We start from the raw sequence: 26,503 nt of genomic DNA, 5'->3' as shown, positions 1-26,503 counted from the left end.
AATGAATTGGTTAACTGGATTGTGGCAGTGGGTCGACCAGCGTCTCCCGGTACAGCGCGCCTGGGACACCCATATGGGCAACTACTACGCGCCCAAAAACTTTAACTTCTGGTATTTCTTCGGCGTTCTGTCCCTGCTGGTGCTGGTCAACCAGTTGGTGACCGGTATCTGGCTGACGATGAACTACACCCCGACCGCCGAGGGCGCCTTCGCCTCCGTCGAATACATTATGCGTGATGTGGAGTACGGCTGGATTCTGCGCTACATGCACTCTACCGGTGCTTCCGCGTTTTTCGTGGTGGTATACCTGCACATGTTCCGCGGCTTGATGTACGGCTCCTACAAGGCGCCGCGCGAGCTGGTATGGATTTTCGGCATGACCATCTATCTGGTGCTCATGGCGGAAGCCTTCATGGGCTACGTGTTGCCCTGGGGGCAGATGTCCTACTGGGGCGCTCAGGTGATTGTGTCCCTGTTCGGGGCCATTCCGGTGATCGGCGAAGATCTTGTGCAGTGGATTCGCGGTGATTACCTGATTTCCGGCATTACCCTGAACCGCTTCTTCGCCCTGCACGTCGTGGCCCTGCCGATTGTCCTACTCGGGTTGGTGGTACTGCATATCCTGGCGCTGCACGAAGTCGGTTCCAACAACCCCGATGGCGTGGACATCAAGAAGAACAAAGATGAGAACGGTATCCCCAAAGATGGCGTGCAGTTCCATCCGTACTACACGGTTCACGACCTGGTGGGTATTACTGTCTTCCTGTTCGCTTTCTGTTTCGTCATGTTTTTCATGCCGGAAATGGGCGGTTTCTTCCTGGAATACGCTAACTTTGAAGAGGCGAACAACCTGAAGACCCCGGAGCACATTGCCCCGGTGTGGTACTTCACGCCTTTCTACGCCATCTTGCGGGCGGTGACCATTGAAATTGGCCCCTTGAGCGCCAAGTTCCTCGGTCTGATTGCCATGGGCGCGGCGATTGCCATCCTGTTCGTGCTGCCCTGGTTGGATCGGGCCAAGGCCCGCTCCATGCGCTACAAGGGGCATATCCCGCGGGTCATGTTGATGGTATTCGCCGCCATGTTTGTGGTGCTGGGTTACCTGGGCGTCAAATCACCGACCACTGGGCGCACCGTATTGTCCCAGTTGGCGACGGTGTTCTACTTTGCCTATTTCATCACCATGCCGATCTGGACCAGCAACCGCCCGCCGGAGCAGCGCTCGCAGATCGCGCGAGTCCTGTCGTTCGCCATTTGCTGGGGTTTTGCCCTGATCTTCCTGGTAATGGCTCTGAATGGAATCACAGGGGACAGCGATGTGCCGGTCTTCCTGCGCCTGTTTGGTCTGGTTCTGGCCGCCGTGTTCGCGGTGCTCCCCTGGTTGGCGGATCGCGATAGTGAGCACCCCGTGCCAGAGCGTGTACAGATGAAAGGCTTGCCGCTGCGCTTGGTGCTGGGTGGTCTGGCGCTGTTCGCAGTACTCGTGGTGGTTCCGATCAAGGCTGTGGGCGCGGGTGCTGGCGGATGTGGTTCCATTCCCTGCGATATCATGGAACCGGACCTGGACAATAAAGAGTCCCTGCAGCGTGGTGCCAAGTACTTCGTGAACTACTGTATGGGCTGCCACTCCGCCAAGTTTTCACGCTATGAGCGGGTGGCGGACGATCTCGGTATTCCCCACGATGTGGCGCGCAACAACCTGATTTTCGGCGATCAGGAGATCGGTAGTCTGATGACCACCTCCATGACGAAGGAGCAGGGTAAGCAGTGGTTTGGGGTTCAGCCGCCGGATCTGACTCTGGTGGCCCGGTCTCGCAACCCGGAGTGGCTGTACACTTACCTTCGTAACTTCTATAAGGATGAGAGCCGTCCCTTCGGTGTGAATAATCGGGTGTTTGAAAACGTTGGTATGCCCCACGTCATGCTGGACCTTCAAGGCCTGCTGGAGTGTTCCGCCGGTCCCCAGCTGGACAGCCATGGACACATTGTGCGCGATAGCGCGGGCAATCCAGTCATGGATGAGGAGTGTGGTAGCCTGGTGGAAGGTGACATTGAAGGCAGCCTGTCGCAGGAAGAGTTTGACCAGGTGATCTACGACCTGGTGAATTTCCTGGAGTATCTGGGTGAGCCCGCAGCCATGGACCGTGAACGGGTGGGTATCTTCGTGCTGTTGTTCCTGTCCGTCCTGTTTGTGTTTGCTTACCTGCTCAACCGCGAGTACTGGAAGGGAATTCACTAAATTCGAATAACGGTGGGGCGCCTGTGGGCGCCCCGGCTTGATCACTGGGTAATTTGAGGTAATACACAATGGGTGTGGTGACCAAACGCTCATCCATGACGCTGTTTTCCGATGGTTCTGATCATTACAGCCATCGGGTTAGAATTGTGTTGTCGGAGAAAGGGGTATCGTCGGATATTATTGATGTCGATCCCAAAAACAAGCCGCAGGAACTGGCGGACCTCAACCCCTATGACAGTCTGCCCACGCTGGTGGACCGGGACTTGGCCCTGTACGAGTCCAAAGTGATCATGGAGTACCTGGATGAGCGTTTCCCGCATCCTCCGCTCCTGCCGGTGTACCCGGTTGCCCGGGCTCAGAGCCGGCTGTGGATGTACCGGCTGGAGCGTGATTGGGCGCCGCTGGTAGACACCATTCTCACCAGCAAGAGTAAGGACACCGTGCTAAAGGCGCGTAAGGCCCTGCGCGACAGTCTGCTGGCCATCTCGCCGATCTTTGCCGAAATGCCGTTTTTCATGAGCGATGAGTTCACCATCGTGGACTGCTGCCTGGCACCGATCCTCTGGCGCTTGCCGATGCTGGATATTGACCTTGGCAAGGGGCGCCAGGCCCAGCCNTTGCTGACGTACCAGAAGCGACTGTTCGAACGTGAGGGATTTCGTAAGAGCCTCACGGAAGTCGAGCGCGACATGGGGGCTCACTAGCCTCCATTGCGTGTTGTCCAGCCCCCAAAAGGGGCTTTCATGCCCTTCGATACCCTATCGGGAGACGTTCTATGGCCATGACCTCAAGCCGTCCTTACATGATTCGAGCGCTCTATGAGTGGATCGTGGATAACGGCTGCACCCCCTATATCCTGGTGGATGCCCAGGGGCAAGGCGTTGAAGTGCCTCAGCAGCACGTCAATAAAGACGGGCAGATTGTACTCAATATCAATCCGACGGCAGTCAAAGACCTGTTCATCGGTCTGGAGCAGATCAACTTCAATGCCCGCTTTGGCGGCATACCGACGGATCTGGTGATCCCCTGTGGCTCAGTACTGGGTATTTATGCCCGGGAGAATGGCCAGGGCATGGTATTCGAGCATGAGCCCAATCCCGAGCCTCCCAAGCCGGATTCCGAACCGAAGAAAGACGCGCAAAAACGGCCCAACCTCAAGGTCGTCAAATAAGGGGCGACGGCCCCTTTTATATAACCTAAGTTGATTAACAGTATTCGTTTATCGCGAATACTTCTTTGCGGCACTCGTCCCAAAGCTGGATACTGTACGTACTCTCTAATAACAAGCAGTAGCAGGAGTACGTAAATATGGCTATGTTGCAGCACACCCTGGGTATCTTCACCAACCCCGATCGCGAGTGGCAGCGGATACGCAGCGACAACGAATCGTTCCTGCGGGTTTATCTACGTCACGTTCCNTTGATGGCACTGATACCCTGTATCGCGGGCTATTTCGGAGTGACCGAAGTGGGCTGGAGNGTGGGTAGCGGCGGTGTGGTGAAATTGACCAGCCANAGTGCCTTGCTCATGGCCGNAGCNGCCTATTTCGCTCAGCTTATTGCCATTTATGTCCTGGGCGANTACATCAANTGGATGTCGCGCAGTTTTGGTGTGGCCGACGAAGCCAATCGTCGCCACTATGAAGGGACGGCGCTGGCGGTCTATTCGGCCATTCCNATGATGCTCGCNGGNGTTGCGCTGGTNTACCCACAGCTGTGGCTGGTGGTATCGGTGTACATTCTGGCGGCGTGCTACTCCGTCTATCTGATTTATGAAGGTATTCCCATCCTGATGAATATCCCGAAAGAACGGGGCTTCATTTACGCCAGTTCGGTGATCACCGTAGGCNTGGTGCTCGCGGTCGTGGTGATGGTNAGNACCGTGATCGTCTGGAGTTCAGGGGCGGGACCGGTCTACATCAGCTGATTTTCCGGCGAGACTGATTCGCTTATCCGACAGAAGGCAGCCTCNGGGCTGCCTTNTGCGTTTGTTGCAGTAATTTGACAAATTTATGGCAGCCTGTCACAGGACTGTCATATTGGGTGGGTAGAGTGCNTCTCAGGTGGAAATGACCCAGATAAGGGCATTTCATGTCACTGAACGACAAATCACTGTTTCAGAGGAGCGCTCTATGAACGCCATCAAATTCTTTAAAGGCCTGGCTCTGGCCGGCTCAATGACCTGCGCCATGGCGCAAGCGGACGTCGATCCCAATCTGCCGGATTACGAGGCGGTTTCAGGCGTNTCCGGTAATGTGAACAGCATCGGTTCCGATACCCTGAANAACCTCATGACCCTCTGGGCCGAGGAGTTCGCCAAGTTCTATCCCAACGTCAATATCCAGATCCAGGGTGCCGGTTCTTCGACCGCTCCGCCGGCGCTGACTCAGAATACTGCCAACTTTGGTCCCATGAGCCGCGAAATGAAGGCCTCCGAGATTCGTGCNTTTGAGCAAGCTCACGGTTACAAGCCGACTGCNGTTCCGGTAGCGGTGGACGTTCTGGCGGTCTACGTCAACAAAGACAACCCCATTGAAGGTCTCACGATTCCTCAGGTAGACGCCATGTTCTCGGTGACCCGTCGCTGTGGCTATTCAGANGACATTACCCGTTGGGGCCAACTGGGCCTGGACGGTGAGTGGGAAAATCGTGACCTGGGCCTGTACAGCCGTAACGCGGTGTCCGGTACCTACGGTTACTTCAAGGATAATGCCCTGTGCGGGGGCGACTACAAGCCCGGCATTAACGAGCAGCCCGGTTCTGCCTCGGTCGTTCAGGGTGTGAGCGAGTCGCGTAACGGCATCGGCTATTCCGGCATTGGTTACCAGACCTCTGGCGTGCGTGCAGTACCGCTGGCCCGTGCCGAAGGCGAAGAGTTCGCCGCTCCTAACGCCGAAAACGCCTCGAATGGCAGCTACCCGCTGGCCCGCTTCCTGTATGTGTACGTCAACAAGCACCCGAACCGCCCCCTGGATCCCATGCAGGCTGAGTTCCTGAAAATGGTAATCTCCAAGCAGGGTCAGGAAGTGGTAGTGCGTGACGGTTACATTCCGCTGCCGGCCTCAGTGTCCAAGCGGGTGACCGAAGAGCTGGGTCTGTAAACACAGACTCCGCCGGGGTGGCACTTGCCGCCCCGATCGACCCGGAAAGGGACCCTGGGTTTATGATCCGTCAACTGGTTTAGGGACAATCAAAAGGGACACCGCCGCGGGGCGGAGGGTCCCTTTTGTCATGTAGCTGTAACAAAACTGTCATCTAGCGCTGTTAGCATGCACGCGCTTTCGTCGAAGTCCTCTGATTGGGGGTTCGACCGAGATTCTCCAGCTCAGGATTGATGCACTATGTCAGAGCGACCTTCCACCCCGGATGCCCGGGGAAGCTTGATGCCGAATGCGGAGCAACGTGCTCGTCTGCGCAAGGTACGCAAATTCAAGGACGGCTTGTCCCGCTACGGAGTTGGCACCGCCGGTATGATGGTGGTTGGCGCCCTGGCGCTGATNTTCATNTACCTGTTCTCGGAAGTGGCGCCGTTACTGCGCAGCAGCAGTATCGAGCCGACNGCCGACTACCCCTTCGCNCTGACCAGCGAGGCCGATCCGTCCGCCCANCTNGTGCTCGAGCGNTACGAGGANATGGGGGCNTCGTTCAGCGAGGCCGGGCAGGTGCACTTCTTTAACGTNGATTCNGGGCTCGCCCTCAAAACCTTTGAGGTTCCTCGCAANCAGGGTGNCACGGCCACGGCGGTTGATACCAGTGTGCCGAANCAGCAGCTGGTGGCNTACGGTTTCTCCGATGGCTCGGTATCTGTCGTCCAGGAGACCTATAGCCTCAGCTANCCCAATGACCAGCGNCTGGTGACCCCGGGGCTGGATTANCCNCTGGGTNANGAACCCNTCACGCTGGACGAGCAGGGCCGNGCCTTGCGCGAAGTCGCCGTGCANAGCACGGATGCCGGCATGATGGTTGCNGGNGTCACTGANGACAATCAGATCCTTGTGGGGCGTTACCGGATGAACCAGGGNCTGTTCGGCAACGGCGGTAGCGTATCCGGTGATAGCTATTCCGTGCCCTCACTACCCGGTGGTGCNCNGGTGGANCACTTGATCGTCGATGCCACNGGNCGTTTTNTGGTGGTCGCGGACGATCGGGAACAACTGCATTTTTACCATGTCGAGCGCGCTGAAGATGCCCGGNTGATCGAGACGCTNCCCACCGAGCGTGGCCAGGTGAACGCTCTGGAGTTTCTGGTNGGTACGCTGTCGGTGATCATCGGNACGGACCAGGGGTCGGTCAGCCAGTGGTTTATCATTCGGGANGATAACAATCANTTCCANCTGACGCCGGTGCGGGACTTNGGCTCCNTGCCGGGNTCGGTGACCACNATCGCACCGGAATATACCCGAAAAGGTTTNGCGGCCGGTGACGACCAAGGCAATGTCGGCCTTTTCTACGGGACNTCGTCGAGCACCCTGGTGATNGAGTCGGTCACGGATCAGCCCATTTCGCAACTGGCATTGTCGCCCATTAACGGCCGCTTGNTGGCGCTGGATAANGACCAGCGGTTGCATATAGCCTCGGTCTGGAATGAGCATCCGGAAATCTCCATGAGCTCACTCTGGCAGAAGGTCTGGTATGAAGGCCGACAGCAGCCCGAGTACGTCTGGCAGGCTTCCTCTGGCGCGGATGACTCCGAGGCGAAAATGAGCCTGGTGCCGTTGTCNATCGGTACGCTCAAAGCCGCTTTCTACGCGATGCTGTTTGCCATNCCTCTGGGTGTGATGGGNGCCATTTACACCGCCTACTTCATGACCCCCAAGCTGCGNGGCGTGGTCAAACCCACCATTGAGATCATGGAAGCCCTGCCGACGGTCATTTTGGGTTTTCTNGCNGGTCTNTGGNTGGCNCCNTTNCTGGAAAATCACCTGCCNGCGGTNTTCAGTATTCTGATTTTCCTGCCGGTCACCATGTTGGCCGTAGGGTTGTTGTGGAGCCGGTTGCCATCGGCGATTCGCAGNAANGTCCCGGAAGGTTGGGAGGCCGCCATTCTGATNGTNCCCATNCTGNTGACCGGATGGGCCTGTATCGCGNTCAGNCCNCANGTCGAAGTGTGGTTCTTTGATGGCAGCATGCGCCANTGGCTGACCAACAACAANATTGACTANGATCAGCGCAANGCNCTGGTCGTGGGTATTGCCATGGGCTTTGCGGTGATTCCCACCATTTTCTCGATCGCCGAAGACGCGGTGTTCAANGTNCCNCGCCATTTGACCCAGGGGTCTCTGGCCCTCGGGGCAACCCGCTGGCANACCGTAATAGGTGTGATTCTGCCCACCGCCAGCCCGGGTATCTTCTCGGCGGTGATGATGGGCTTTGGTCGTGCAGTGGGTGAAACCATGATTGTGTTGATGGCCACCGGCAACAGCCCGGTGCTGAACTTCAATATATTCGAAGGTATGCGCACCCTGTCNGCCAACGTGGCNGTGGANCTGCCGGAAACCGCCATTGGCAGCACGCANTTCCGGGTGTTGTTCCTCGCCGCTCTGGTGCTGTTGGCCCTGACATTTGTGGTCAACACTCTGGCCGAAGTCGTTCGCCAGCGTTTGCGTAAACGCTACAGCAACCTGTAACCATTGGGAGCCTGATTGATGAAAGCCTGGTTTAAAAGTGGTGCCCCCTGGGTATGGCTGAACGGCGGTGCCGTGGCGCTGTGTATGATTATGGTTGTGGGCCTGTTGGGGCTGATTGCCGTTCGCGGTTTTGGCCATTTCTGGCCCGCTGATCTGGTGCAGATGTCGGTGCTGGATCGCGATGGCGACCGACAGGAAGTATTGGGNGAACTGNTCCGTAAGGAAGTCATTCCCGCNCGNGTGGCGCGTACCAATGGCTACACCGTGGGCGAGGATGTCCCTCTGGTGACCCGCTANCTGATCAANCAGGGTAATCGGGATCTCGGTAGCGATTTNCAGTGGTACCTGGATGTGGGCATGGGTGAGTGGCACTACCCGGAAAATGCCATTGTGGTTGAACGTCGCGAGTGGGGTAACTTTTACGGTTTCCCGGTGGCGTTGAAAGAACACGGCGAAGTGATCAGCCGCCTGGGCGATGAGGATTTCTGGCCAGAGGTGGAAGCCCGGGTCGAGCGCAGCGTGGATCTGCACAACGAAATCCGTCGCAAGGAAAAGGTGGAGATTGGCAGCATCAACCACAAGCTGGAACGGCTGCGNCTGGAGCGTCGCCGCCTTGAGCTGCAGGGTGTTTCGCCGGAAGAAATGGCGCAGGCCGAAGAGCAGTTTGCGGTCGAGCGAGAGGCATTGAACGAAGAGTACCGCCGNATCAAGGCGGAGCGCGACGCGATTTATGAGCAGATCGAGCGGGACAGCTTTGATGTTGAAACNGTCAACGGAATGGAAAAAACCATTCACCTGCATAACATCGTGCGGGTTACCCGCTCCAACCACCTGGGTGTGTTTGGCAANCTGGCACACTACATGGANCGGTTCTGGGAGTTCCTGACCGAAGAGCCNCGNGANGCCAATACCGANGGCGGGATTTTCCCGGCCATCTTCGGCACCGTCACCATGGTGATTGTGATGTCGATCATGGTNACCCCGCTGGGCGTGCTGGCCGCCATTTACCTGCGCGAGTACGCCCGTCAGGGCACGGTACTGAAGCTGATCCGCATTTCGGTGTACAACCTGGCCGGTGTGCCTTCAATTGTATACGGGGTGTTTGGTCTGGGTTTCTTNGTGTACTTCCTGGGGGGCAGCATTGATGAGCTGTTTTTCCCCGCGTCCTTACCGGCCCCGACCTTTGGTACGCCGGGTTTGTTCTGGGCGTCTCTGACTCTGGCCCTGTTGACCCTGCCGGTGGTGATTGTTTCCACCGAAGAAGGCCTGGCGCGTATTCCCAGCACCATCCGTCAGGGCAGTCTGGCCCTGGGGGCGACCAAGTCGGAGACCCTGTGGAAGGTGGTGGTGCCTCTGGCCACGCCTGGCATGATGACCGGCCTGATTCTGGCCATCGCCCGTGCCGCCGGTGAAGTGGCACCATTGATGCTCGTCGGTGTGGTCAAGCTGGCACCGAGCCTGCCCATTGATGGCAACTACCCGTACATTCATCTGGATCAGAAGATCATGCACCTCGGGTTCCATATTTATGACGTCGGCTTCCAGAGTCCGAACGTTGAAGCCGCTCGCCCCCTGGTTTACGCGACGGCGCTGACGCTGGTGTTGTTGATCATTATTCTGAACCTTACAGCCATCAAAATTCGTAACACGCTGCGCGAGAAGTATCGCAGCGCCTCTGATTGATCGCGGGAGCCTAGCATGTTAGAAGACACTACCAAGCAAAGCGGGTCATCAACGGCACCCGANCACCAAGCACACGTGGGCGCGCCCCGCCCTCAGACACAGGGTAATGCCATGGCATTNGAAGACGAGACCATCAAGCTNGAGGTCAATAANCTGAATTTGTACTACGGGGATAATCGTGCCCTGAAAGACATCAACCTGAAGATTCCCGAAAAGAAGGTAACCGCCTTTATCGGACCTTCCGGCTGCGGTAAGTCGACGCTGCTGCGCTGTTTCAACCGGATGAATGACCTGGTGGATATCTGCCGCATCGAAGGCGAGATCCTGATGGATGGCAGCAATATGTACGACAAGAAAGTCGACGTGGCCGAGCTGCGNCGTCAGGTGGGTATGGTNTTCCAGAAGCCNAACCCNTTNCCGAAATCCATTTATGAAAATGTNGCNTANGGCCTGCGNNTGCAGGGCGTNAAGTCCCGNCGGGTNNTGGANGAAGTGGTGGANAAGTCCCTGCGNGGCGCNGCNNTGTGGGANGANGTCAAAGACCGNNTGCACGANAACGCCTTTGGTCTGTCCGGTGGTCAGCAGCAGCGTCTGGTCATNGCCCGCGCCATTGCCATTGAGCCGGAAGTGATTTTGCTGGATGAGCCGGCGTCGGCATTGGACCCGATTTCAACACTGAAAATTGAAGAGCTGATCTACGAGCTCAAAGATCAATACACCATTGTGATTGTGACCCACAATATGCAGCAGGCGGCCCGGGTTTCGGACTATACTGCGTTCATGTACATGGGCGATCTGATCGAGTTTGGTGACACCGATTCGCTGTTTACCAACCCGACCAATAAGCAAACCGAAGATTATATTACCGGCCGGTACGGCTAAGAGGAGCACTCATNATGGTCATGGATATCAAATCCCATACGCATCATATTTCTCAGCAGTACAATCTTGAGCTGGATGAAATCAAGACCAAGCTGTCCGAGATGGGTGGACTGGCTCAACGTCAGGTTAATGATGCCATACAGGCGCTGATTGATGCCGATGCCGAGACCGCCGAGCGGGTGGTTCGGGAAGATGATCACGTCAATGACATGGANCTGGATATTGACGAAGACTGCGTNCGCATTCTGGCGCGTCGCCAGCCNGCNGCCAGNGANNTNCGTCTNGTNATNGCGGTNACCAAAGCCATCACNGANCTGGAGCGGGTGGGTGATGAGGCGAGNAAAATNGCCCGGCANGCNATCGCCCTNAGCGGTGACGGCTCCACNCCGCGCGGNTACGTTGAAGTGCGCCACATCGGTGGCCANGTCTCGCGCATGTTGAGNGACGCNCTGGATGCGTTTGCNCGNCTNGATNTCGANCTGGCNCTNCGNGTGGTGGANACGGANAACACNGTGGATATGGAGTACAACTCCGCCATGCGGGAAATGCTGACCTTCATGATGGAGGACCCTCGCAATATTTCCCGTGCCCTGAACATCATGTGGAGTCTGCGCGCCCTGGAGCGGATCGGTGATCACGCCCGAAACCTGGCCCAGTACGTGGTGTATCTGGTGAAGGGTGAAGATGTGCGCCACGAATCCTATGACGAGATTCAGGAGCAGATCCAGGACGACAACGAGTAGTGTTCAGCTCGCCAGGGCCTGCAGTATCCACAGGCCCAGCGTGACCGTCACCAACCCGAAAACCGTGGACTGGACGATCATGGTGGCCGCCAGGGAGGCATTACCGCCCATGGCCCGCACCATGACAAAACTGGCGGTAGCCGTGGGCGACGCGGCCAGCAGAAAGACCACCGCCAGCGCCTGACCCTCCAGCCCCAGAGCCAAGGCGATCAGGACACCGACCAGGGGCGAAACAATCAGCTTCCAGGTGGTGGCCGCCAGGGCGCCACCGCCCACTTGCCGTAATGACTTCAGATCCAGCGCGCCGCCCACACACAGCAGGGCCAGTGGCAGGCTCATCTCACCCAGATAGTTACCCGCCCGTTGAACGGGCTCGGGCATGGGGCCTTCAATCCAACCGTAGAACAGTCCGGCGACAATGCCGATGATCAATGGGTTGCNCACCACACCCGAGAACACGCCCCGCATGCCTCGCCGGCTGTCCAGGTCCCGGTTGAGCGCAATGACCGACAGTACGTTATAGAGCACGATGGTGATGGCGATGGGTAGGGCGGCCATGGCCACGCCGCTTTCTCCGTAGGCATTGGCGCAGTAGGCCAGACCGATGATCACCAGGTTGCCCCGGAACGCCGCCTGGGCCAGGACGCCCCGGTCCCGCCGGTCGCGCACAAAACCGTCCGCCGTGAGCAGACTCAACAGAAAAATGGCGATCGCTCCGGCTACTACCGCGAACAGGATGCGGCCGTCGGCGGCGGCACCAAAGTCGGTGGTGGCGCTGCTGAAAAACAACANTACCGGCAAGCCCACCGCAAATACCAGGCGCGATGCNGTGTTGATGAAGGTCTCATCAATCATCCCGATGCGGCGTAACACCGCACCAAGAATCACCATCAGGAAAATCGGTGTGGTGACCGAGAGTGAGAACAGGAATGTCGATAGCAAATTGGTGCTGTCCAAGAGCGCTCTCCGGGTTGAGAACGAAAAAAGCCCGACATGACTGCCGGGCTCTACAGACTACCACGCTANCTAATCGACCCGCTTANTTCGGGACGTCAAACGGGAAGTAGTCTTTCGCGTTGTTGAAGCTGATGTCCTGAATCATGCTGCCGACCATTTTCAGGTCATTGGGNACCGTACCGGCGGCCATATCATGGCCGAGGATNCGGCACAGCAGNCGCCGGAAGTACTCGTGGCGGGAGTANCTCAGGAAGCTGCGGCTGTCGGTCAGCATCCCCACAAACCGGCTCAACAGNCCCAACTGGCTCAGGGCTTCGATCTGGCGCTTCATNCCGTCCAACTGATCCAGGAACCACCAACCGCTACCNAACTGCATCTTGCCGGCGGCCGAGCCATCCTGGAAGTTGCCGATCATGGTGGCGATCATCTCATTATCGCGCGGGTTCAGATTGTACAGAATGGTTTTGGCCAGGCGGTCGTCGTTGTCCAGACGGCCGAGGAATTTCGACAGNGGCTTGGCGTAGTTGTGGTCGCCAATGGAGTCGAAACCGGTATCCGGGCCCAGATCGCGGAACAGCCGCGGGTTGTTGTTGCGGATGGCGCCAATGTGGTACTGCTGGACCCAGCCTTTCTCGTGGTCCTGACGGGCGAACTCCACCAGCATCGCCGAGTAGAACTTGTCCAGCTCGGTCTGGTCGAGGTCCTTGCCGCCGCGCACTTTGGCGAAAATCGCCTTGATTTCAGCGTCGGTATAGTCTTCGGCGTGGACGGTTTCCAACCCGTGATCCGACAGGCGGCAACCCTGCTCATGGAAGAAGTCGTGACGCTTCTGCAGGGCGCTCATCAGGTCGTCGTAAGTGCTGATCTGTACGTCAGCCACTTCCCCGAGCCGATCCAGGTAGGTGTTGTAACCCTGGGTATCTTCGGCGGCCATGGCCTTGTCCGGGCGCCAGGTGGGCAGCACATTGGTGTTGAAATTGCTGTCCGCGGCGATGGACTGGTGATGGCGCAGGTCGTGGGTCGGGTCATCGGTGGTGCANATGACCTTCACATTGGCCTGGGTGATCAGGCCCTTGGCGCTGAATTCCGGCGTCGCCAGCAGTTCGTTGCACTGGTCCCACACCTCGCGGGCATTNTCGCCGCTGAGNAGCTTGTCGGTGATGCCGAAAGGCTTCTTCAGTTCCAGGTGGGTCCAGTGATACAGCGGGTTGCGCAGGGTATTCGGTACGGTTTCGGCCCANGCCTGAAATTTCTCCCAGTCGCTGGCATCNCCGGTGCAGTACTTTTCNCTGACACCATTGGAGCGCATCGCTCGCCATTTGTAATGGTCACCNGCCAGCCAGACCTCGGACAGATTCTTGAACTGTTTNTTTTCGCCGATCTGATCCGGGGGGAGGTGNCAGTGGTAGTCAATGATCGGCATGTCTTTGGCGTAATCGTGGTACAACGCCTTGGCCTGCTCGGTGTCGAGCAAAAAATCGTCGTGNATAAAAGTCATTCTCACAATTCCTCTCAACACACAAAAGCCGTCACCGGNNGCCGGGCAGACCCCAATGTCGGTTGTGCAGCTGGTTTAGGCAGCGCCCACAGCGAGAACCGGAGTCCGGCCCCAAAACGCGCTGTACTGCTTGCATACTGCCAGGGTTGATTTATTGTGCGATGGTGTCCACCGCGTTTTGTCCCGGGATCACTCAGTGGGCCCGGCGCCGCTTATGATGCGGATCAGGGTCAGTTTACCTCCTGAGTGAGCAAATATAAACAGTCATTGTTCGGGGTGGTGTACGGCTGTAAGTGCTTGCTAACATCGAAGCCCAATTATATCAATGTTGTGGTCATCATGAAATAAAGGGGTGCTATTTCACCAATAGTGAAATTCTTGCGCGGCTCCCCCGGTCTCTGGGCCTTTAGCCCCGGGGGAGTGGCGTCTGTTGCTGGCTTTAACAGGGGCCGCCCGGGGGTATACAATTCAGGGCTAACCATCCAAGTGTCTGTGGCCCCGGGTGGGGCTGGCGCTTAACAGGAGAGTCAATTATGGCCCGCACGCCTTCCAATATGCTTCCTCTGGGCACTGAGCTGCCCGATACCACTTTGCCCGATCCCGCCGGGGAGACCTGGAAACTGAGCCAGCGCATGGGCGATAAGGGGCTGGTGGTGATGTTCATCTGTAACCACTGCCCGTTTGTCCTGCATATTGCGCCGTTCCTGGAAACACTCAACGACCGGCTCAATGAAATGGGCATCCGCTGTATCGCCATCAGCTCCAACGATGTCAAGGAGTACCCGGCGGATTCTCCGGAAAAAATGGCTCAATTTGCCAAGGAGTACAAACTGGCGTTCCCGTACCTCTACGACGAAACCCAACGGGTGGCCAAATCCTTTGATGCGGCCTGTACCCCGGATTTCTACCTGTTTGACCGGAACAAGCGGCTGGTATACCGGGGCCAACTCGACGACAGCCGTCCGGGCAATGATATTCCGGTGACCGGGGAAGACCTGCTGGCGGCGGCGGAGTTGGTCGCCAGAGGCGAGCAGCCCCCCGAAGATCAGCAGCGTCCCAGCCTGGGTTGCAATATCAAGTGGAAATCCTGATTTTCAAATAAGAAAATAAATCCGTATGTTAAATTCCGTGTCAGGAGGGACGAATTCGTCGTCCCTCTTTCTCCGTCCCCAAGGTGCGGTCTGATTCGCCGCTTGCCCAAACCGGCTTTGTTTTATGCGCCAAGTGCGCGCCCTCTGAAACTGAAGATTGATCTCGCCTGTTTTTACGCCATCAGTGGCAAATGTCGCCTGACTTTTCACTTCTTACCTTAGCGACTTTTTCTTCTTTGCAATTTGTGATCTCCCTCTCGTCCCGCAAGCCCTTCTGCATTTTTCCCTGAAGCGCTGTCGATATACTTTTTGGTGAGTGGACGCTTTGGCCTCGGCCAGAGCCGGAAACTCGAAGAAGTATAAGACTGACGCTGCATACACAGTGGTATTCGGTAGGGACTGGTGGGTATTTCAGGTCCGGTATGCGGTGCGCTATTCCTTGATATTTTTCTCGCATAAAAACCCGGAAAGGAGATAATTTCCCATGACGTTTTCAAAGATAAAAACAATCAGTGGCGCTTTTTTGTTGGCCGCCGGATTAATGGTGGCCCCGATCACCCAGGCTCAATCCGTTCAATGCGATTATCTGGTTCAAAGTGATTGGGGCGCTGGCGCCATTGCGAGCATCCAGATTACCAATAACGACACCTCGGCGATCAATGGTTGGCAGGTGAGTTGGGAGTATGAGCACAGCACCATTACCAACCTTTGGAATGCCGAACTGGAGGGCTCCAATCCCTACAGTGCGACCAACCTGAGCTGGAATCAGTCGATCCTGCCGGGGCAGTCGATTGAATTTGGTTTTCAGGTGAGTCAGAACGGCGACGCGGAAGTGCCGGAGCTGTCGGGTGCTCTCTGTGGTGGGGCGAGCTCGTCCAGCAGCTCGTCGGTTTCGTCGAGTTCCAGTAGCTCGCAGTCCTCATCGAGTAGTTCGGTCATTAGCTCATCCAGCAGTAGCTCCTCCGTTTCGTCGAGCGCTTCCAGTTCGTCCAGTTCCTCTGTGAGCGACCCCGGGGGGCTGACGGCCGTGGAGCTGACCGAGCAAATGGGCGTTGGCTGGAATGTCGGCAACTCCCTGGACGCCATTGGCGGTGAAACCGCCTGGGGGAATCCCGAAATTACCCGGGAGCTGATCGATAGGGTAAAAGCCGCAGGTTTCGACACGCTTCGGGTGCCGGTAGCCTGGAGTCAGTTTTCCGATGCCGAGAATTTCATCATCGAGGAAAGCTGGAAAAATCGGGTAGAGGAAGTGGTCAACTACGCGCTGGACGCGGACCTGTATGTGATCATGAACATCCACTGGGACGGTGGCTGGATGCAGCCGACCTACGCGGATCAGGAGTATGTCAACAATCGTCTGGCCATCATGTGGACCCAGATCGCCGAGCACTTTGAGGCCTACGATCATCGACTGCTGTTTGCCGGTACCAATGAGGTAATGGTCGAAGGCGATTACGGAACACCAACCGAGGAGTACTACACCGTCCAGAACAGCTTCAACCAGACCTTTGTCGATACCGTGCGCGCGACCGGCGGCAACAACGCGGATCGTTATCTGGTGGTTCAGGGGTTCAATACCAACATTGATCACACCGTGAACTTCGCCGAGATTCCCGAGGATACGGTCAGTGATCGGCTGTTGATGGAGGTGCATTACTANGACCCCTACAACTTTACGTTGAACGAAAGCAGCAANATTACCCAGTGGGGNTCGATCGCAACCGANCCNAATGTCACCGAAACCTGGGCCAATGAGTCNTACGTGGATAACCAGTTCCAGCGGATGCAGACGAACTTCNTCGACCAGGGTNTCGGGGTCATTCTGGGTGANTANGGNGTNATNTCACGGCAGAATGTCGAAGGTCACGATACCTANCGGCGCTATTGGAATGAATACATTACCCAGTCAGCGCTTGATCACGNNATGGTGCCAGTCTATTGGGACAATGGCTATGCAGGAAACGGCGGTTTCGCACTGTTTGATCGCTACAGTGGCAGCGTCATTGAGCCGGAGCTGGTGGAGGTGCTGGTAGGGGCTTCCGACTGACCGCATCGTCAGTAAACCCGCACCGAAAAGCCGAGCGCAGGCAATGCGTTCGGCTTTTTTTGTTGTTGAGGGGCAAATTTCACCCAAATGGGGTATGCGGTTTGAAGCTGTGACGCATAAAATTGTCTACAAAACCGACACAATGCGGAGCATCAAAGATGACGACTTGGGGATATATCAAAGCAGTAAGCCTTCTCAGCCTGCTGGCGCTGTCCGGCTGTGTGGCCGAGGATGATGAAGGAGAAGATACCCGTGAGCTGGATAGTTCCGGCGGTGGTAGCTGTTCGTTCCAGGAGTTGGTGACAGCCTCTGACCGGGATGCGGCCAACGCTTGTGGGACACAGGTATCGACCCAGTTTCTGGCGGCGGATGCCTACTATCAGCAGGCACTGGAGCTCTGTGCTGAGGGTTACCAAAGTGAGGCCGAGGAGGTCTATGGTAACTATGAAATTCAGGTGAGCTATGCTCGTGACGTAGCGGCCGGATTTGATTGCGGCAGCGGCTCCACCGGTGGCGGTGGCGGTGGCGTAAGCGTTGAAGACCCCAGCGAACAGATTTACTACAACCTCTGTGTCGGACAGACCACCGATACCATCTATGCGAGTTGTTATGGACCGGTTCAGTACGGCGATAATGACTGCGGCCCGAACACTGACGGTGTCTCCTACAGCTACCTGACCAAGTATGACTCCCGATCAGAGTGCATTAACGAGCGGGATGACTACCTACGAAACTTCTAGCCCGGACCATCTCCAATGAAACGCCTGGTTACGCTGGTTACCGTTGTATTTATTGGTGTGAGCGCTTTCAGCGTGGTGCGAGCCTTGTATCAGGGAGGTGACGAGCGCGCAGGGACGCCGCTGCTCAAGGTCCCGGTTGAATCACTATCGGAACGACCGGGTCGCGGGACCTCGGCGCGGAGCGCAACCGCTCCGGTCGAGGCACCCAGGGAGGACGCGCAGGCGAGCCGGTCAGATGCGGTGCCGGAAGAGCGTCGGCGCCTCCACGACGATCTGAGTTTGGGAATCGCGCTGGGGTTCACGCGCGAAGAGGCGCTGGCGCTGATTCAACAGACCGACCTGGAACAGCTTGAGGCCTTCTTTTCACAGCGCTCTCATATTACCGCTGACTGGCTGAATCGGCAGGGACTGGGTGTTGAGCATCTGCGCGAACTTTACGCCCGCTGGGCGGCGGGAACCCCTCCAGAACTCGCCCCGGATAACCCGGGGGCGCTGATATTCAGCCGTTATCGCTCGGGTCAGGACGGCAGCCCCTTCCGAGCCCAGAACCGCTTCAGCGTGCAAGACCGGACGGTCTATCTGCACTACCAGGTGCCGACTGAGTACCAGCAGGCGTCGGTGATCATTCGGTGGGCGCGAGAGGACCAGCCGGGCCTGTCCCACTTTGACTACCATCCGTTGACGGACCATACCGGGTTGCGACAGGAGGCCTGGGTGCGTCCCCGGCAGGGATGGGAGCCCGGCACCTATCGGGTCGAGATTTATGGTGCCGAGCCTTCGCTGCCCCTCATCGCGCAGCGGGACTACGAGGTGTTGCCCTGAAGGGCGCTCGCGGTTGAGCGCCCCCCTTAACGTTGCAAGTAACTACTCGCCTTTCTTCTCCCGCTCAATCGCCCGATAGGCGATATCCTTACGGTAGAAAACCCCGTCCCACTGGATGCGATCGGCCAGGGCGTAGGCGCGCTGCTGCGCTTCGCTGACAGTATTGCCCAGGGCGGTGGCACACAACACCCGGCCGCCGCTGGTGACGACTTTACCGGAGGCGGTCTTGGTGCCGGCGTGGAATACGCGCTCACCGGGGGTCTCTTCGGTAGGGAGACCGCTGATTTCGTCGCCCTTGTTATAGCTGCCCGGGTAACCACCGGCGGCGAGCACGACGCCGACCGCGGCGCGCTCGTCCCAGTCGGTGTGGGCCTGATCGAGTTTGCCGTCCAGTGCGATCTGGCACAGCTCGGCCAGGTCGGATTTGAGGCGCAGCATGATCGGTTGGGTTTCGGGGTCGCCGAACCGGCAGTTGTATTCGATCACTTTCGGCTGGCCGTCCGGGGTGATCATCAGGCCGGCGTACAGGAAGCCGGTGTAGGGGTTGCCTTCGGCGGCCATGCCCTCCACGGTCGGTACAATCACCTGCTGCATGATGCGCTCGTGCACCTCGGGGGTGACCACCGGGGCCGGGGAGTAGGCGCCCATGCCGCCGGTGTTGGGGCCGGTATCGCCTTCACCCACACGCTTGTGGTCCTGGCTGGTGGCCATGGGCAGAATATGTTTGCCGTCCACCATGACGATAAAGCTGGCTTCTTCACCGGTGAGAAATTCTTCGATCACCACGCGGCAACCGGCGTCCCCAAAGGCATTGCCGGAGAGCATGTCACGCACGGCGTCCTGGGCCTGATCCAGGGTTTCCGCCACGATCACGCCTTTACCGGCGGCCAGGCCGTCGGCTTTGACCACGATGGGCGCACCTTTCTCTTCCAGGTAGGCCAGGGCGGGCTCCACCTCGGTGAAGGTCTGGTAATCCGCGGAGGGGATCTGGTGCCGGGCCAGGAAGTCTTTGGTAAAGGCCTTGGAGCCTTCCAACTGGGCGGCGCCCTTGGTGGGGCCGAAGCAGGGCAGATCGCGCTCGGCGAAGTAGTCCACCACGCCTTCGACCAGCGGCGCTTCCGGGCCGACGATGGTCAGCGCCACGTCATTGTGCTGGGCGAACTCTGCCAGAGCCGGAAAATCCAGCACGTCGATATCCACGTTGACCAGGTTTTTCTCCAGGGCCGTGCCGGCGTTGCCGGGGGCCACAAACACTTTGTTGACCTTGGGGCTCTGGGCCGCCTTCCAGGCGAGGGCGTGTTCACGTCCGCCGCCGCCGATGACCAGTAGGTTCATGCTTTAGACCTTTCGTGGTTTGGATTGACTTGAGTTACGGCGGATGCGGCCTTTGGCCTTATCCGCCCTACGGCCGAGCGCAGCGGTATAAATCCGCGTAGGGCGGATAAGCCGAAGGCGCATCCGCCGTTGCCGATTAATGCCGGAAATGGCGCATGCCGGTGAATACCATGGCGATGTTGTGCTCGTCGGCGGCGGCGATCACTTCCTCGTCGCGCATGGAGCCGCCGGGCTGAATCACCGCGGCAATGCCGGCGGCACCGGCGTTGTCCAGGCCGTCGCGGAACGGGAAGAAGGCGTCTGAAGCCATCACCGAGCCCTTCACTTCCAGGCCGGCGTGCTCGGCCTTGATGCCGGCGATGCGCGCGGAGTTGACGCGGCTCATCTGGCCGGCACCGACACCGATGGTCTGGTTGTTTTTGGCGTAGACGATTGCGTTGGATTTCACAAACTTGGCGACCTTCCAGGCAAACAGCAGATCGCGGATTTCCTGCTCGTTAGGGGCGCGCTTGGTGACCACTTTCAGGTCCGACTCGGCTACCATGCCGTTGTCGCGATCCTGCACCAGCAGGCCGCCGTTGACGCGCTTGTAATCCAGCCCGCCGATGCGCTCGATGCCCCACTGGCCGCAGGCCAGCAGACGGACGTTTTTCTTGGCGGCCACGACCTGTACGGCCTCATCGGACACGGTGGGGGCGATGATCACTTCTACAAACTGACGCTCGACAATGGCTTGGGCGGTGGCACCGTCCAGCTCGCGGTTGAAGGCGATGATGCCACCAAAGGCNGATTCCGGATCGGTGGCAAAGGCTAGGTCGTAAGCGTCTTTCAGGTTGGCCGCGGTCGCCACGCCACAGGGGTTGGCGTGCTTGACGATCACACAGGCGGGCTGCTCAAAACTTTTCACACACTCCAGGGCGGCGTCGGTGTCCGCCACGTTGTTGTAGGACAGTTCTTTGCCCTGCAACTGCTTGGCGGTGGCGATGCCGGCTTCAGCGGGGTTCTGCTCCACGTAGAAGGCCGCCTTCTGGTGCGGGTTTTCCCCGTAGCGCATTTCCTGGGTTTTCTGGAACTGACTGTTGAAGGTGCGCGGGAAGTGCTCGCTGCCACCCTCGACCTTGCGGCCGAAGTAGTTGGCAATGGCGCCGTCGTAGGCGGCGGTGTGCTCGTAGGCCTTGATGGCCAAGTCAAAACGCAGGTTCAGGCTGGTTTTGCCGTTGTTGGCATCCAGCTCGGCCAGAATGCGCGCATAGTCGCTGGCGTTGACCACGATGTTGACGTGGGCATGGTTCTTGGCGGCGGCGCGGACCATGGTGGGGCCACCGATGTCGATGTTCTCTACGGCATCTTCCAGGGTGCAGCCGGGCTTGGCCACGGTCTGCTCGAAGGGGTAGAGGTTGACCACCACCATGTCGATGGCATTAATGCCGTGTTCGCCCATGACCGCGTCATCCTGCCCGCGCCGGCCGAGAATGCCACCGTGCACTTTCGGGTGCAGGGTTTTGACCCGTCCGTCCATCATCTCAGGGAAGCCGGTGTAGTCAGAGACTTCCACGGCGGGAATGCCGTTTTCCTTGAGCAGGCGGAAGGTGCCGCCGGTGGACAGGATCTCCACACCGCGCTGGTGCAGTGCCTGGGCAAATTCCACAATGCCGGTTTTGTCAGAGACGCTGATCAGCGCACGATTTACGGGTGCTAGGTCGGTGGTCATGGTCGGTGAGTTTCCCCCAATGCCGGTGTCAATTCAGGTGAGTTACAAAAGCAGAGGGGGTGGTTTTATGCCACCCCCTCGGAATTCGGGTTGTCGCGCTCAGAGCAGGTCGTACTGCTTGAGCTTCTTGCGCAGCGTGCCACGGTTCAGCCCCAGCACCTGGGCGGCNCGGGTCTGGTTGTGACGGGTGTACTTGAGGACNATCTCCANCATGGGCGCTTCCACTTCGGCCATCACCATGTTGTACACGTCGCTGACGGGCTGGCCGTCGAGGTTTTGAAAGTANTTCTCCATGGCCTGTTCCACGCAGCCNCGCAGGGACTGTCCGTGNGTGAGCGTNTGGGTNTGGCCCGTATCGCCCANGGGAGCCAAAAAGTTTTCTGCTGTGTTCATGCCGCTTGATCCTCTTGTTCTATCAGCTGTTCAAAGTACTTCAGAACGCTGTCCAGTTGTTCTTGTGCGTTGTCCATACGGTTAAACGCCTGACGAAACGGGTCGCTACCGGGTACCGTCTGCAAGTACCAGCCCAGGTGCTTGCGAGCGATGCGCGGGCCCAAATAGTCGCCATAAAATCCGTAGAGGTCACGCAAATGACTGCTGAGAATGTCCCTGACTTCAGTCAGTGNCGGTTCGGGNACCGNTCTACCAAAACGCAGGTAGTGATCGATTTCCCGAAAAATCCAGGGGCGCCCCTGGGCGGCNCGACCGATCATGACGGCGTNAGCGCCGGTCTGGTCGAGTACCTGTTGNGCCTTGTACGGACTGTCGATATCACCATTGGCAAATACCGGGATGGTTACCGCATCCACCACGGCGGCTATGGTGTCGTATTCCGCTTGGCCCTGATAGCGATCGGCCCGCGTCCGGCCGTGTACGGCCAGGGCCTGAATGCCGATATNCTCCGCCATCCGTGCCACGCGCACCGCATTGCGATTATCCCGGTCCCAGCCGGTGCGTATTTTCAGGGTGACCGGCAGGTNGGTCGCCNCTACCACTGCCTGCAGTATNTCGGCCACCAGAGGCTCATCTCTGAGTAGAGCGGAGCCGGCGGCCTTTTTGCACACTTTCTTGGCGGGGCAGCCCATATTGATGTCGATGATCTGGGCGCCGTTGTNCGCGTTGAGTCGGGCGGCNTCGGCCATCATGNCCGGGTCGCCTCCNGCNATCTGTACTGAAATCGGTTCCGCNTCGCCGGCGTGGTCCAGGCGCAGCCGACTTTTGCGNCTGTTCCANAGGCTTGCATCCGACGTCACCATTTCCGAGACCACCAGNCCGGCNCCCAGTTTCCGGCACAGCTGCCGAAAAGGACGATCCGTCACACCCGCCATGGGCGCGAGAATCACCCGGCTGTCTATTTGATGGGTACCGATCCGAAACACGCGACTCACCTGTTCGAGGGNCTCAATGGCCGTNACCGACAGCCCCGGAAAAGGTTGGCTATGATACCCGTTTGGCCCCGGNTTGGGAACGAGCAAAACCGCCGAATTGATGTTTTTTTGATCGGTTTTGNNTCGCCCCNACAGGCGGGGCCGGGAGGAGGGCCGGTCAGTGGGGGATGTAGGCNCGGTAGTTGACGGCGCTCGGGCCGGGGTCCACCAGCTCCAGTGTCAGGTGGACGGGCTGGTTNCTGGGCATGANGGTGCGNCCTGCCAGCTCGCCNGAGAGGTACTCTTCGGGGGTGAATTGACGCGCCGCCACCACCTCGCCATTGAGGTCACTGAACTCCAGCACCAGGCCGGGAAANGGTTGGTCAAANCGGGCGGTGTTGAGCAGTATCGCATCNACCATNAAGGCGCCCTCACGCTCCGGGTGATTGCGGACCACCAGGTTGTAGGCGCGGATCTGGCGGCGATCGACCAGTTCGGGCANNTGGCAGCCAATCAGGGGGCANACGGTNNCATANACGGTGCGGTAGGGNTCCANNCGGCTCCAGCGGTCAAATTGTAGCCAGGCNACCTGAANGAGCAGGNCGACCGCCGCGAGCGCAACCAGCGATGGCCAGAGCCAGCGCCGNCGGCGGGTCTGTCGGTGAGTCCAGTTCATCTCGACCGGCTCGGGGTCGATNTTCATCAGCAGNGCCGAGCGTTCGGGATCGTGGGCGCGCATGCGCTCACCGCCCTGGTAGTCGTCGNCCTGCTCGGCATCGCTGCTGGCGAGGTGGAACTTGATGTGTTCTCCNGGGGGNGGAGGTTCCGGCTCGTCCATCANTTCAAAGTCNGANGGTACGTCCGAGGCGGGCTCNGGGGCCGGTTCGACCCGAACNCTGGCGGTCTGCTCTTCCTCTTCTTCGAGCAGGCTCATGGCCCAGGANTCGTCGGTGTCGTCANCAGACTCCGAGGCCNCCTCTTCCTCNGGACGAGGGGTTCGCTCGAACAGNGAGTGCGTGCTGTGCGAGCGGGATTGTTCGCCGACACCNAACGGATCGTCTTCGCTCTCGGGGCGNGACTGATCCATATCATCACTGATCAGAAAGTCATCGTCATCCAGCGCGCTCGACTCCTGGTCGATTCGCGACTGGTCAAAGCGCAGCCCGGTCTCCTTGGGCTTTTGCTCAGCGCGCGGACGCGCCTCTTTCGGCGTAGGGGACGGCGCCTTGGGGGCGGCGGGTTTGCGCTCCGCTTTGGTGGTGGTNGGNCTGTTCTGGGTGGGTTTTTGGGGNGAGCGGCGCACCAGNGCCGGCTCGGCCGCNGGCGCCTGNGCCCCCACCAGATGGTCCCGTGCCTTGAAGATATGCAGGCAGGCCCCACAGCGCACGGCCCCGCGCGCTGACTGTAGCTGCGCCGGGGTGATCCGGAACGACGTCCCGCATTGCGGGCAGCGGGTCACCATGTTAGTCGGGGCCATGATTGTTCAGTGTTCTCCTCACCCGAAACGGGGTCGTTACGGGCGTATTTTGGTGCCGGTCAGTCTCACCCAGCCGTCTTGTTCGGCCACCGGGTCAAAGTCAAACCAGGGGCGATAAGCCGCCATCACGGTTTCGGCTTGATTGGCCAGAATGCCAGAAAGGCAGATCTTGCCGTCAACCCGGGTCATGCGCTGCAGTTGTGGCGCAAGTTCAACCAGAGGGCCGGCAAGAATGTTGGCCAACATGATATCGGCCGTCACCTCGGGGCATCGTCCGGGCAGATAGACCGGCATGGCATTTTCTGGCAGCGCGTTGCGTGCCGCATTGTCCCGCGTGGCGGTAAGCGCCTGGGGATCAATATCCACTCCCGTCACCCGGTCGGCACCGAGCAGCAGCGCCGCAATTCCCAGAATGCCCGAGCCACAACCGAAGTCCACAAGGTCCAGACCGTCGAGCTGCTGTTGGTCGAGCCACTGCAGGCACAAAAACGTGGTGGGATGGGTGCCGGTGCCGAACGCGAGGCCCGGGTCGAGCATCAGGTTGACCTTGTCGGGCTCCGGGGGTTCCTGCCAGCTGGGGCAGATCCACAGGCGTTCGCCACAGCGAATGGCCTGGTAGTGGCTCATCCACTCCCGCTCCCAGTCCTTATCTTCGAGCTGTTCCCAGCGGTGCTCGGGCAGCGGCCGGTTCCAGGCGGAAGCCAGCCGCTCGCTGACCGCACGCGTGTCGATGTCGGCATCGTACAGGCCGGTCAGGCGCACCTGGTCCCACAGCGGGGTTTCCCCCAGTGCGGGCTCCAGAATGGGCTGATCGGCGTTGTCTTCCAGCGTAACCGACACAGCGCCGCTGGCCAGAAGAAGATCTTCCAGCGCCTCGGCGCTATTCCGGTCCGTGGTCAGTTTCAGTTGCAACCAGGGCATAGGGCGTCAGCTGGAAAGCTTTTTCTCCAGGTAATGGATGTTGACGCCACCTTTGCGGAACTCGTCGTCCCGGACCAGCCACTGTTGCAGCGAAATATTGGTACGGATGCCGTCGATGATGGTCTCATCCAGGGCGTGACGCATTCGGTTCAATGCCTCTTCCCGGGTCTCGCCGTAGGTGATGATCTTGGCGATCATCGAGTCGTAGTTCGGCGGTACCGTGTAGCCACTGTACAGGTGCGAGTCCACCCGCACACCCAGACCGCCCGGCGGATGGAAATTCTTGACCTTGCCCGGGCAGGGCATGAAGGTTTTGGGATCTTCGGCATTGATGCGGCACTCGAAGGAGTGACCGCGAATCACCACGTCTTCCTGCTTGATGGACAGCTTCTCGCCCGCACAGACGCGAATCTGCTCTTTGATGATGTCGATACCGGTCACCATTTCCGAGACCGGGTGCTCCACCTGAATGCGGGTGTTCATCTCGATGAAGTAGAAGTTGCCGTCTTCGTACAGGAACTCGAAGGTACCGGCACCTTTGTAGCCCATCTTGATGCAGGCGTTGACACAGGCCTGTGCGGTTGACTGGCGAACGTCTTCCGGGATACCGGGGGCCGGCGCCTCTTCGATCACCTTCTGGTGGCGGCGCTGCAGCGAGCAGTCGCGGTCGCCCAGGTGAATGGCATTGCCCTGGCCGTCGGACAGCACCTGGATTTCCACATGACGCGGGTTCTGCAGGAACTTTTCCATATACACCGTATCGTCGCCGAAGGCGGACTTGGCTTCGTTCTGGGTGATGTGGATGGAGTTCATCAGCGAGGCTTCGGTGTGTACCACGCGCATCCCGCGACCACCGCCGCCGGCGGCAGCCTTGATGATGACCGGGTAGCCAATCTGCTTGCCCATGGCCAGGCATTTCTCGCGATCGTTGGCGGGCAGTGGGCCATCGGAGCCGGGTACGGTCGGCACGCCGGCCTTTTTCATGGCGGCAATGGCGGCGACCTTGTCACCCATCATGCGAATGGTATCCGGATCCGGGCCGATGAATACGAAACCGCTTTTCTGCACCTGCTCGGCGAAATCGGCGTTTTCGGCCAGAAAGCCGTAGCCGGGGTGTACCGCTACCGAGTCGGTCACTTCCATCGCACTGATGATGGCCGGGATGTTCAGGTAGCTCTGGGGCGACGGGTTGGGCCCGATGCATACCGACTCGTCCGCCAGGCGAACGTGCTTCAGGTCGCGGTCGATGACAGAGTGAACCGCGACGGTTTTAATGCCCATCTCTTTACAGGCGCGCAGAATGCGCAGGGCAATCTCGCCGCGGTTGGCGATCAAAACTTTATCAAACATAAACCAAATCCTCG

22 protein-coding genes are annotated in these 26,503 nt (G+C 58.7%); 13 read left to right on the top strand and 9 right to left on the bottom strand.

Features of this window, described 5'->3' with window-relative positions:
* The first annotated feature begins 1 nt into the window (after position 1).
* The 9 genes from CMG77_RS12555 to phoU all read left to right on the top strand — a co-directional run bounded on the left by CMG77_RS12555 (position 2) and on the right by phoU (position 11,173).
* Positions 2–2,239 (top strand): ubiquinol-cytochrome c reductase, encoded by a 2,238-nt coding sequence (locus tag CMG77_RS12555; protein WP_286805667.1) that lies wholly within the window; start codon positions 2–4, stop codon positions 2,237–2,239.
* Between the two features lie 68 nt (positions 2,240–2,307).
* The gene (locus tag CMG77_RS12550; RefSeq protein ID WP_286805665.1) at positions 2,308–2,943 is read left to right on the top strand and encodes a glutathione S-transferase N-terminal domain-containing protein; all 636 of its coding nucleotides are present in this window, start codon (positions 2,308–2,310) and stop codon (positions 2,941–2,943) included.
* A 71-nt stretch (positions 2,944–3,014) separates the two neighbouring features.
* A complete protein-coding gene (locus CMG77_RS12545) occupies positions 3,015–3,410 on the top strand; it encodes a ClpXP protease specificity-enhancing factor (RefSeq protein WP_024459587.1) in 396 nt (131 codons plus the stop codon).
* Positions 3,411–3,547: 137 nt separating this feature from the next.
* Positions 3,548–4,165, top strand: a complete 618-nt coding sequence (locus CMG77_RS12540; protein ID WP_286904710.1) for a Yip1 family protein — start codon at positions 3,548–3,550, stop codon at positions 4,163–4,165.
* Between the two features lie 142 nt (positions 4,166–4,307).
* Entirely contained in the window at positions 4,308–5,339 is a 1,032-nt protein-coding gene (locus tag CMG77_RS12535) for a PstS family phosphate ABC transporter substrate-binding protein (RefSeq protein WP_502691898.1), read from the top strand.
* A gap of 240 nt (positions 5,340–5,579) precedes the next feature.
* Complete coding sequence (locus tag CMG77_RS16235) at positions 5,580–7,865, top strand: ABC transporter permease subunit (protein WP_502691896.1); 2,286 nt, start codon at positions 5,580–5,582, stop codon at positions 7,863–7,865.
* Between the two features lie 18 nt (positions 7,866–7,883).
* Positions 7,884–9,548, top strand: coding sequence for a phosphate ABC transporter permease PstA (gene pstA, locus CMG77_RS12525; protein WP_286904704.1), 1,665 nt, complete (start codon positions 7,884–7,886; stop codon positions 9,546–9,548).
* A 111-nt stretch (positions 9,549–9,659) separates the two neighbouring features.
* Complete coding sequence (gene pstB / locus CMG77_RS12520; protein WP_286904702.1) at positions 9,660–10,430, top strand: phosphate ABC transporter ATP-binding protein PstB; 771 nt, start codon at positions 9,660–9,662, stop codon at positions 10,428–10,430.
* Between the two features lie 14 nt (positions 10,431–10,444).
* Positions 10,445–11,173, top strand: coding sequence for a phosphate signaling complex protein PhoU (gene phoU / locus CMG77_RS12515; protein WP_502691895.1), 729 nt, complete (start codon positions 10,445–10,447; stop codon positions 11,171–11,173).
* A 3-nt stretch (positions 11,174–11,176) separates the two neighbouring features.
* Here the strand turns inward: phoU and CMG77_RS12510 are convergent, their stop codons facing one another.
* Positions 11,177–12,064 (bottom strand): AEC family transporter, encoded by an 888-nt coding sequence (locus tag CMG77_RS12510; protein WP_502691906.1) that lies wholly within the window; start codon positions 12,062–12,064, stop codon positions 11,177–11,179.
* Positions 12,065–12,212: 148 nt separating this feature from the next.
* Complete coding sequence (gene uxaC / locus CMG77_RS12505) at positions 12,213–13,628, bottom strand: glucuronate isomerase (RefSeq protein ID WP_286904697.1); 1,416 nt, start codon at positions 13,626–13,628, stop codon at positions 12,213–12,215.
* 533 nt (positions 13,629–14,161) lie between these two features.
* Here uxaC and CMG77_RS12500 point away from each other — a divergent pair.
* From CMG77_RS12500 to CMG77_RS12485, 4 genes are all read left to right on the top strand, one after another.
* Positions 14,162–14,719, top strand: coding sequence for a thioredoxin family protein (locus tag CMG77_RS12500; protein WP_286904695.1), 558 nt, complete (start codon positions 14,162–14,164; stop codon positions 14,717–14,719).
* Positions 14,720–15,203: 484 nt separating this feature from the next.
* Positions 15,204–16,766, top strand: a complete 1,563-nt coding sequence (locus CMG77_RS12495; protein ID WP_286904693.1) for a cellulase family glycosylhydrolase — start codon at positions 15,204–15,206, stop codon at positions 16,764–16,766.
* 158 nt (positions 16,767–16,924) lie between these two features.
* Positions 16,925–17,506, top strand: a complete 582-nt coding sequence (locus CMG77_RS12490) for a hypothetical protein (RefSeq protein WP_286805647.1) — start codon at positions 16,925–16,927, stop codon at positions 17,504–17,506.
* A 15-nt stretch (positions 17,507–17,521) separates the two neighbouring features.
* On the top strand, positions 17,522–18,328 hold the full coding sequence (locus CMG77_RS12485; RefSeq protein ID WP_286805645.1) for a hypothetical protein: 807 nt from the start codon (positions 17,522–17,524) through the stop codon (positions 18,326–18,328).
* 42 nt (positions 18,329–18,370) lie between these two features.
* Here CMG77_RS12485 and purD read toward each other — a convergent pair whose 3' ends face one another.
* The 7 genes from purD to accC form a co-directional block, all read right to left on the bottom strand.
* Entirely contained in the window at positions 18,371–19,663 is a 1,293-nt protein-coding gene (gene purD, locus CMG77_RS12480) for a phosphoribosylamine--glycine ligase (RefSeq protein WP_286805643.1), read from the bottom strand.
* A 136-nt stretch (positions 19,664–19,799) separates the two neighbouring features.
* Entirely contained in the window at positions 19,800–21,374 is a 1,575-nt protein-coding gene (purH, locus tag CMG77_RS12475) for a bifunctional phosphoribosylaminoimidazolecarboxamide formyltransferase/IMP cyclohydrolase (protein ID WP_286805641.1), read from the bottom strand.
* Between the two features lie 99 nt (positions 21,375–21,473).
* Positions 21,474–21,767: a DNA-binding transcriptional regulator Fis gene (fis, locus tag CMG77_RS12470; RefSeq protein ID WP_286904690.1), complete on the bottom strand. Its 294-nt coding sequence runs from the start codon at positions 21,765–21,767 to the stop codon at positions 21,474–21,476.
* Positions 21,764–22,753 (bottom strand): tRNA dihydrouridine synthase DusB, encoded by a 990-nt coding sequence (dusB, locus tag CMG77_RS12465; protein WP_286904688.1) that lies wholly within the window; start codon positions 22,751–22,753, stop codon positions 21,764–21,766. Before dusB ends, fis begins: the two co-directional genes overlap by 4 nt.
* Before the next feature lie 166 nt (positions 22,754–22,919).
* Complete coding sequence (locus tag CMG77_RS12460) at positions 22,920–24,203, bottom strand: DUF3426 domain-containing protein (RefSeq protein WP_502691905.1); 1,284 nt, start codon at positions 24,201–24,203, stop codon at positions 22,920–22,922.
* 51 nt (positions 24,204–24,254) lie between these two features.
* Complete coding sequence (prmA, locus tag CMG77_RS12455) at positions 24,255–25,139, bottom strand: 50S ribosomal protein L11 methyltransferase (RefSeq protein ID WP_286805633.1); 885 nt, start codon at positions 25,137–25,139, stop codon at positions 24,255–24,257.
* Between the two features lie 6 nt (positions 25,140–25,145).
* Entirely contained in the window at positions 25,146–26,489 is a 1,344-nt protein-coding gene (gene accC / locus CMG77_RS12450) for an acetyl-CoA carboxylase biotin carboxylase subunit (protein ID WP_024459610.1), read from the bottom strand.
* Positions 26,490–26,503 lie beyond the last annotated feature (14 nt).

The organism is Marinimicrobium sp., assembly GCF_002695945.1.
Lineage (GTDB): Bacteria > Pseudomonadota > Gammaproteobacteria > Pseudomonadales > Cellvibrionaceae > Marinimicrobium > Marinimicrobium koreense.
The sequence above is the reverse complement of the archived record's forward strand: the minus strand, read 5'-3'. Positions and strand labels throughout refer to the sequence as shown.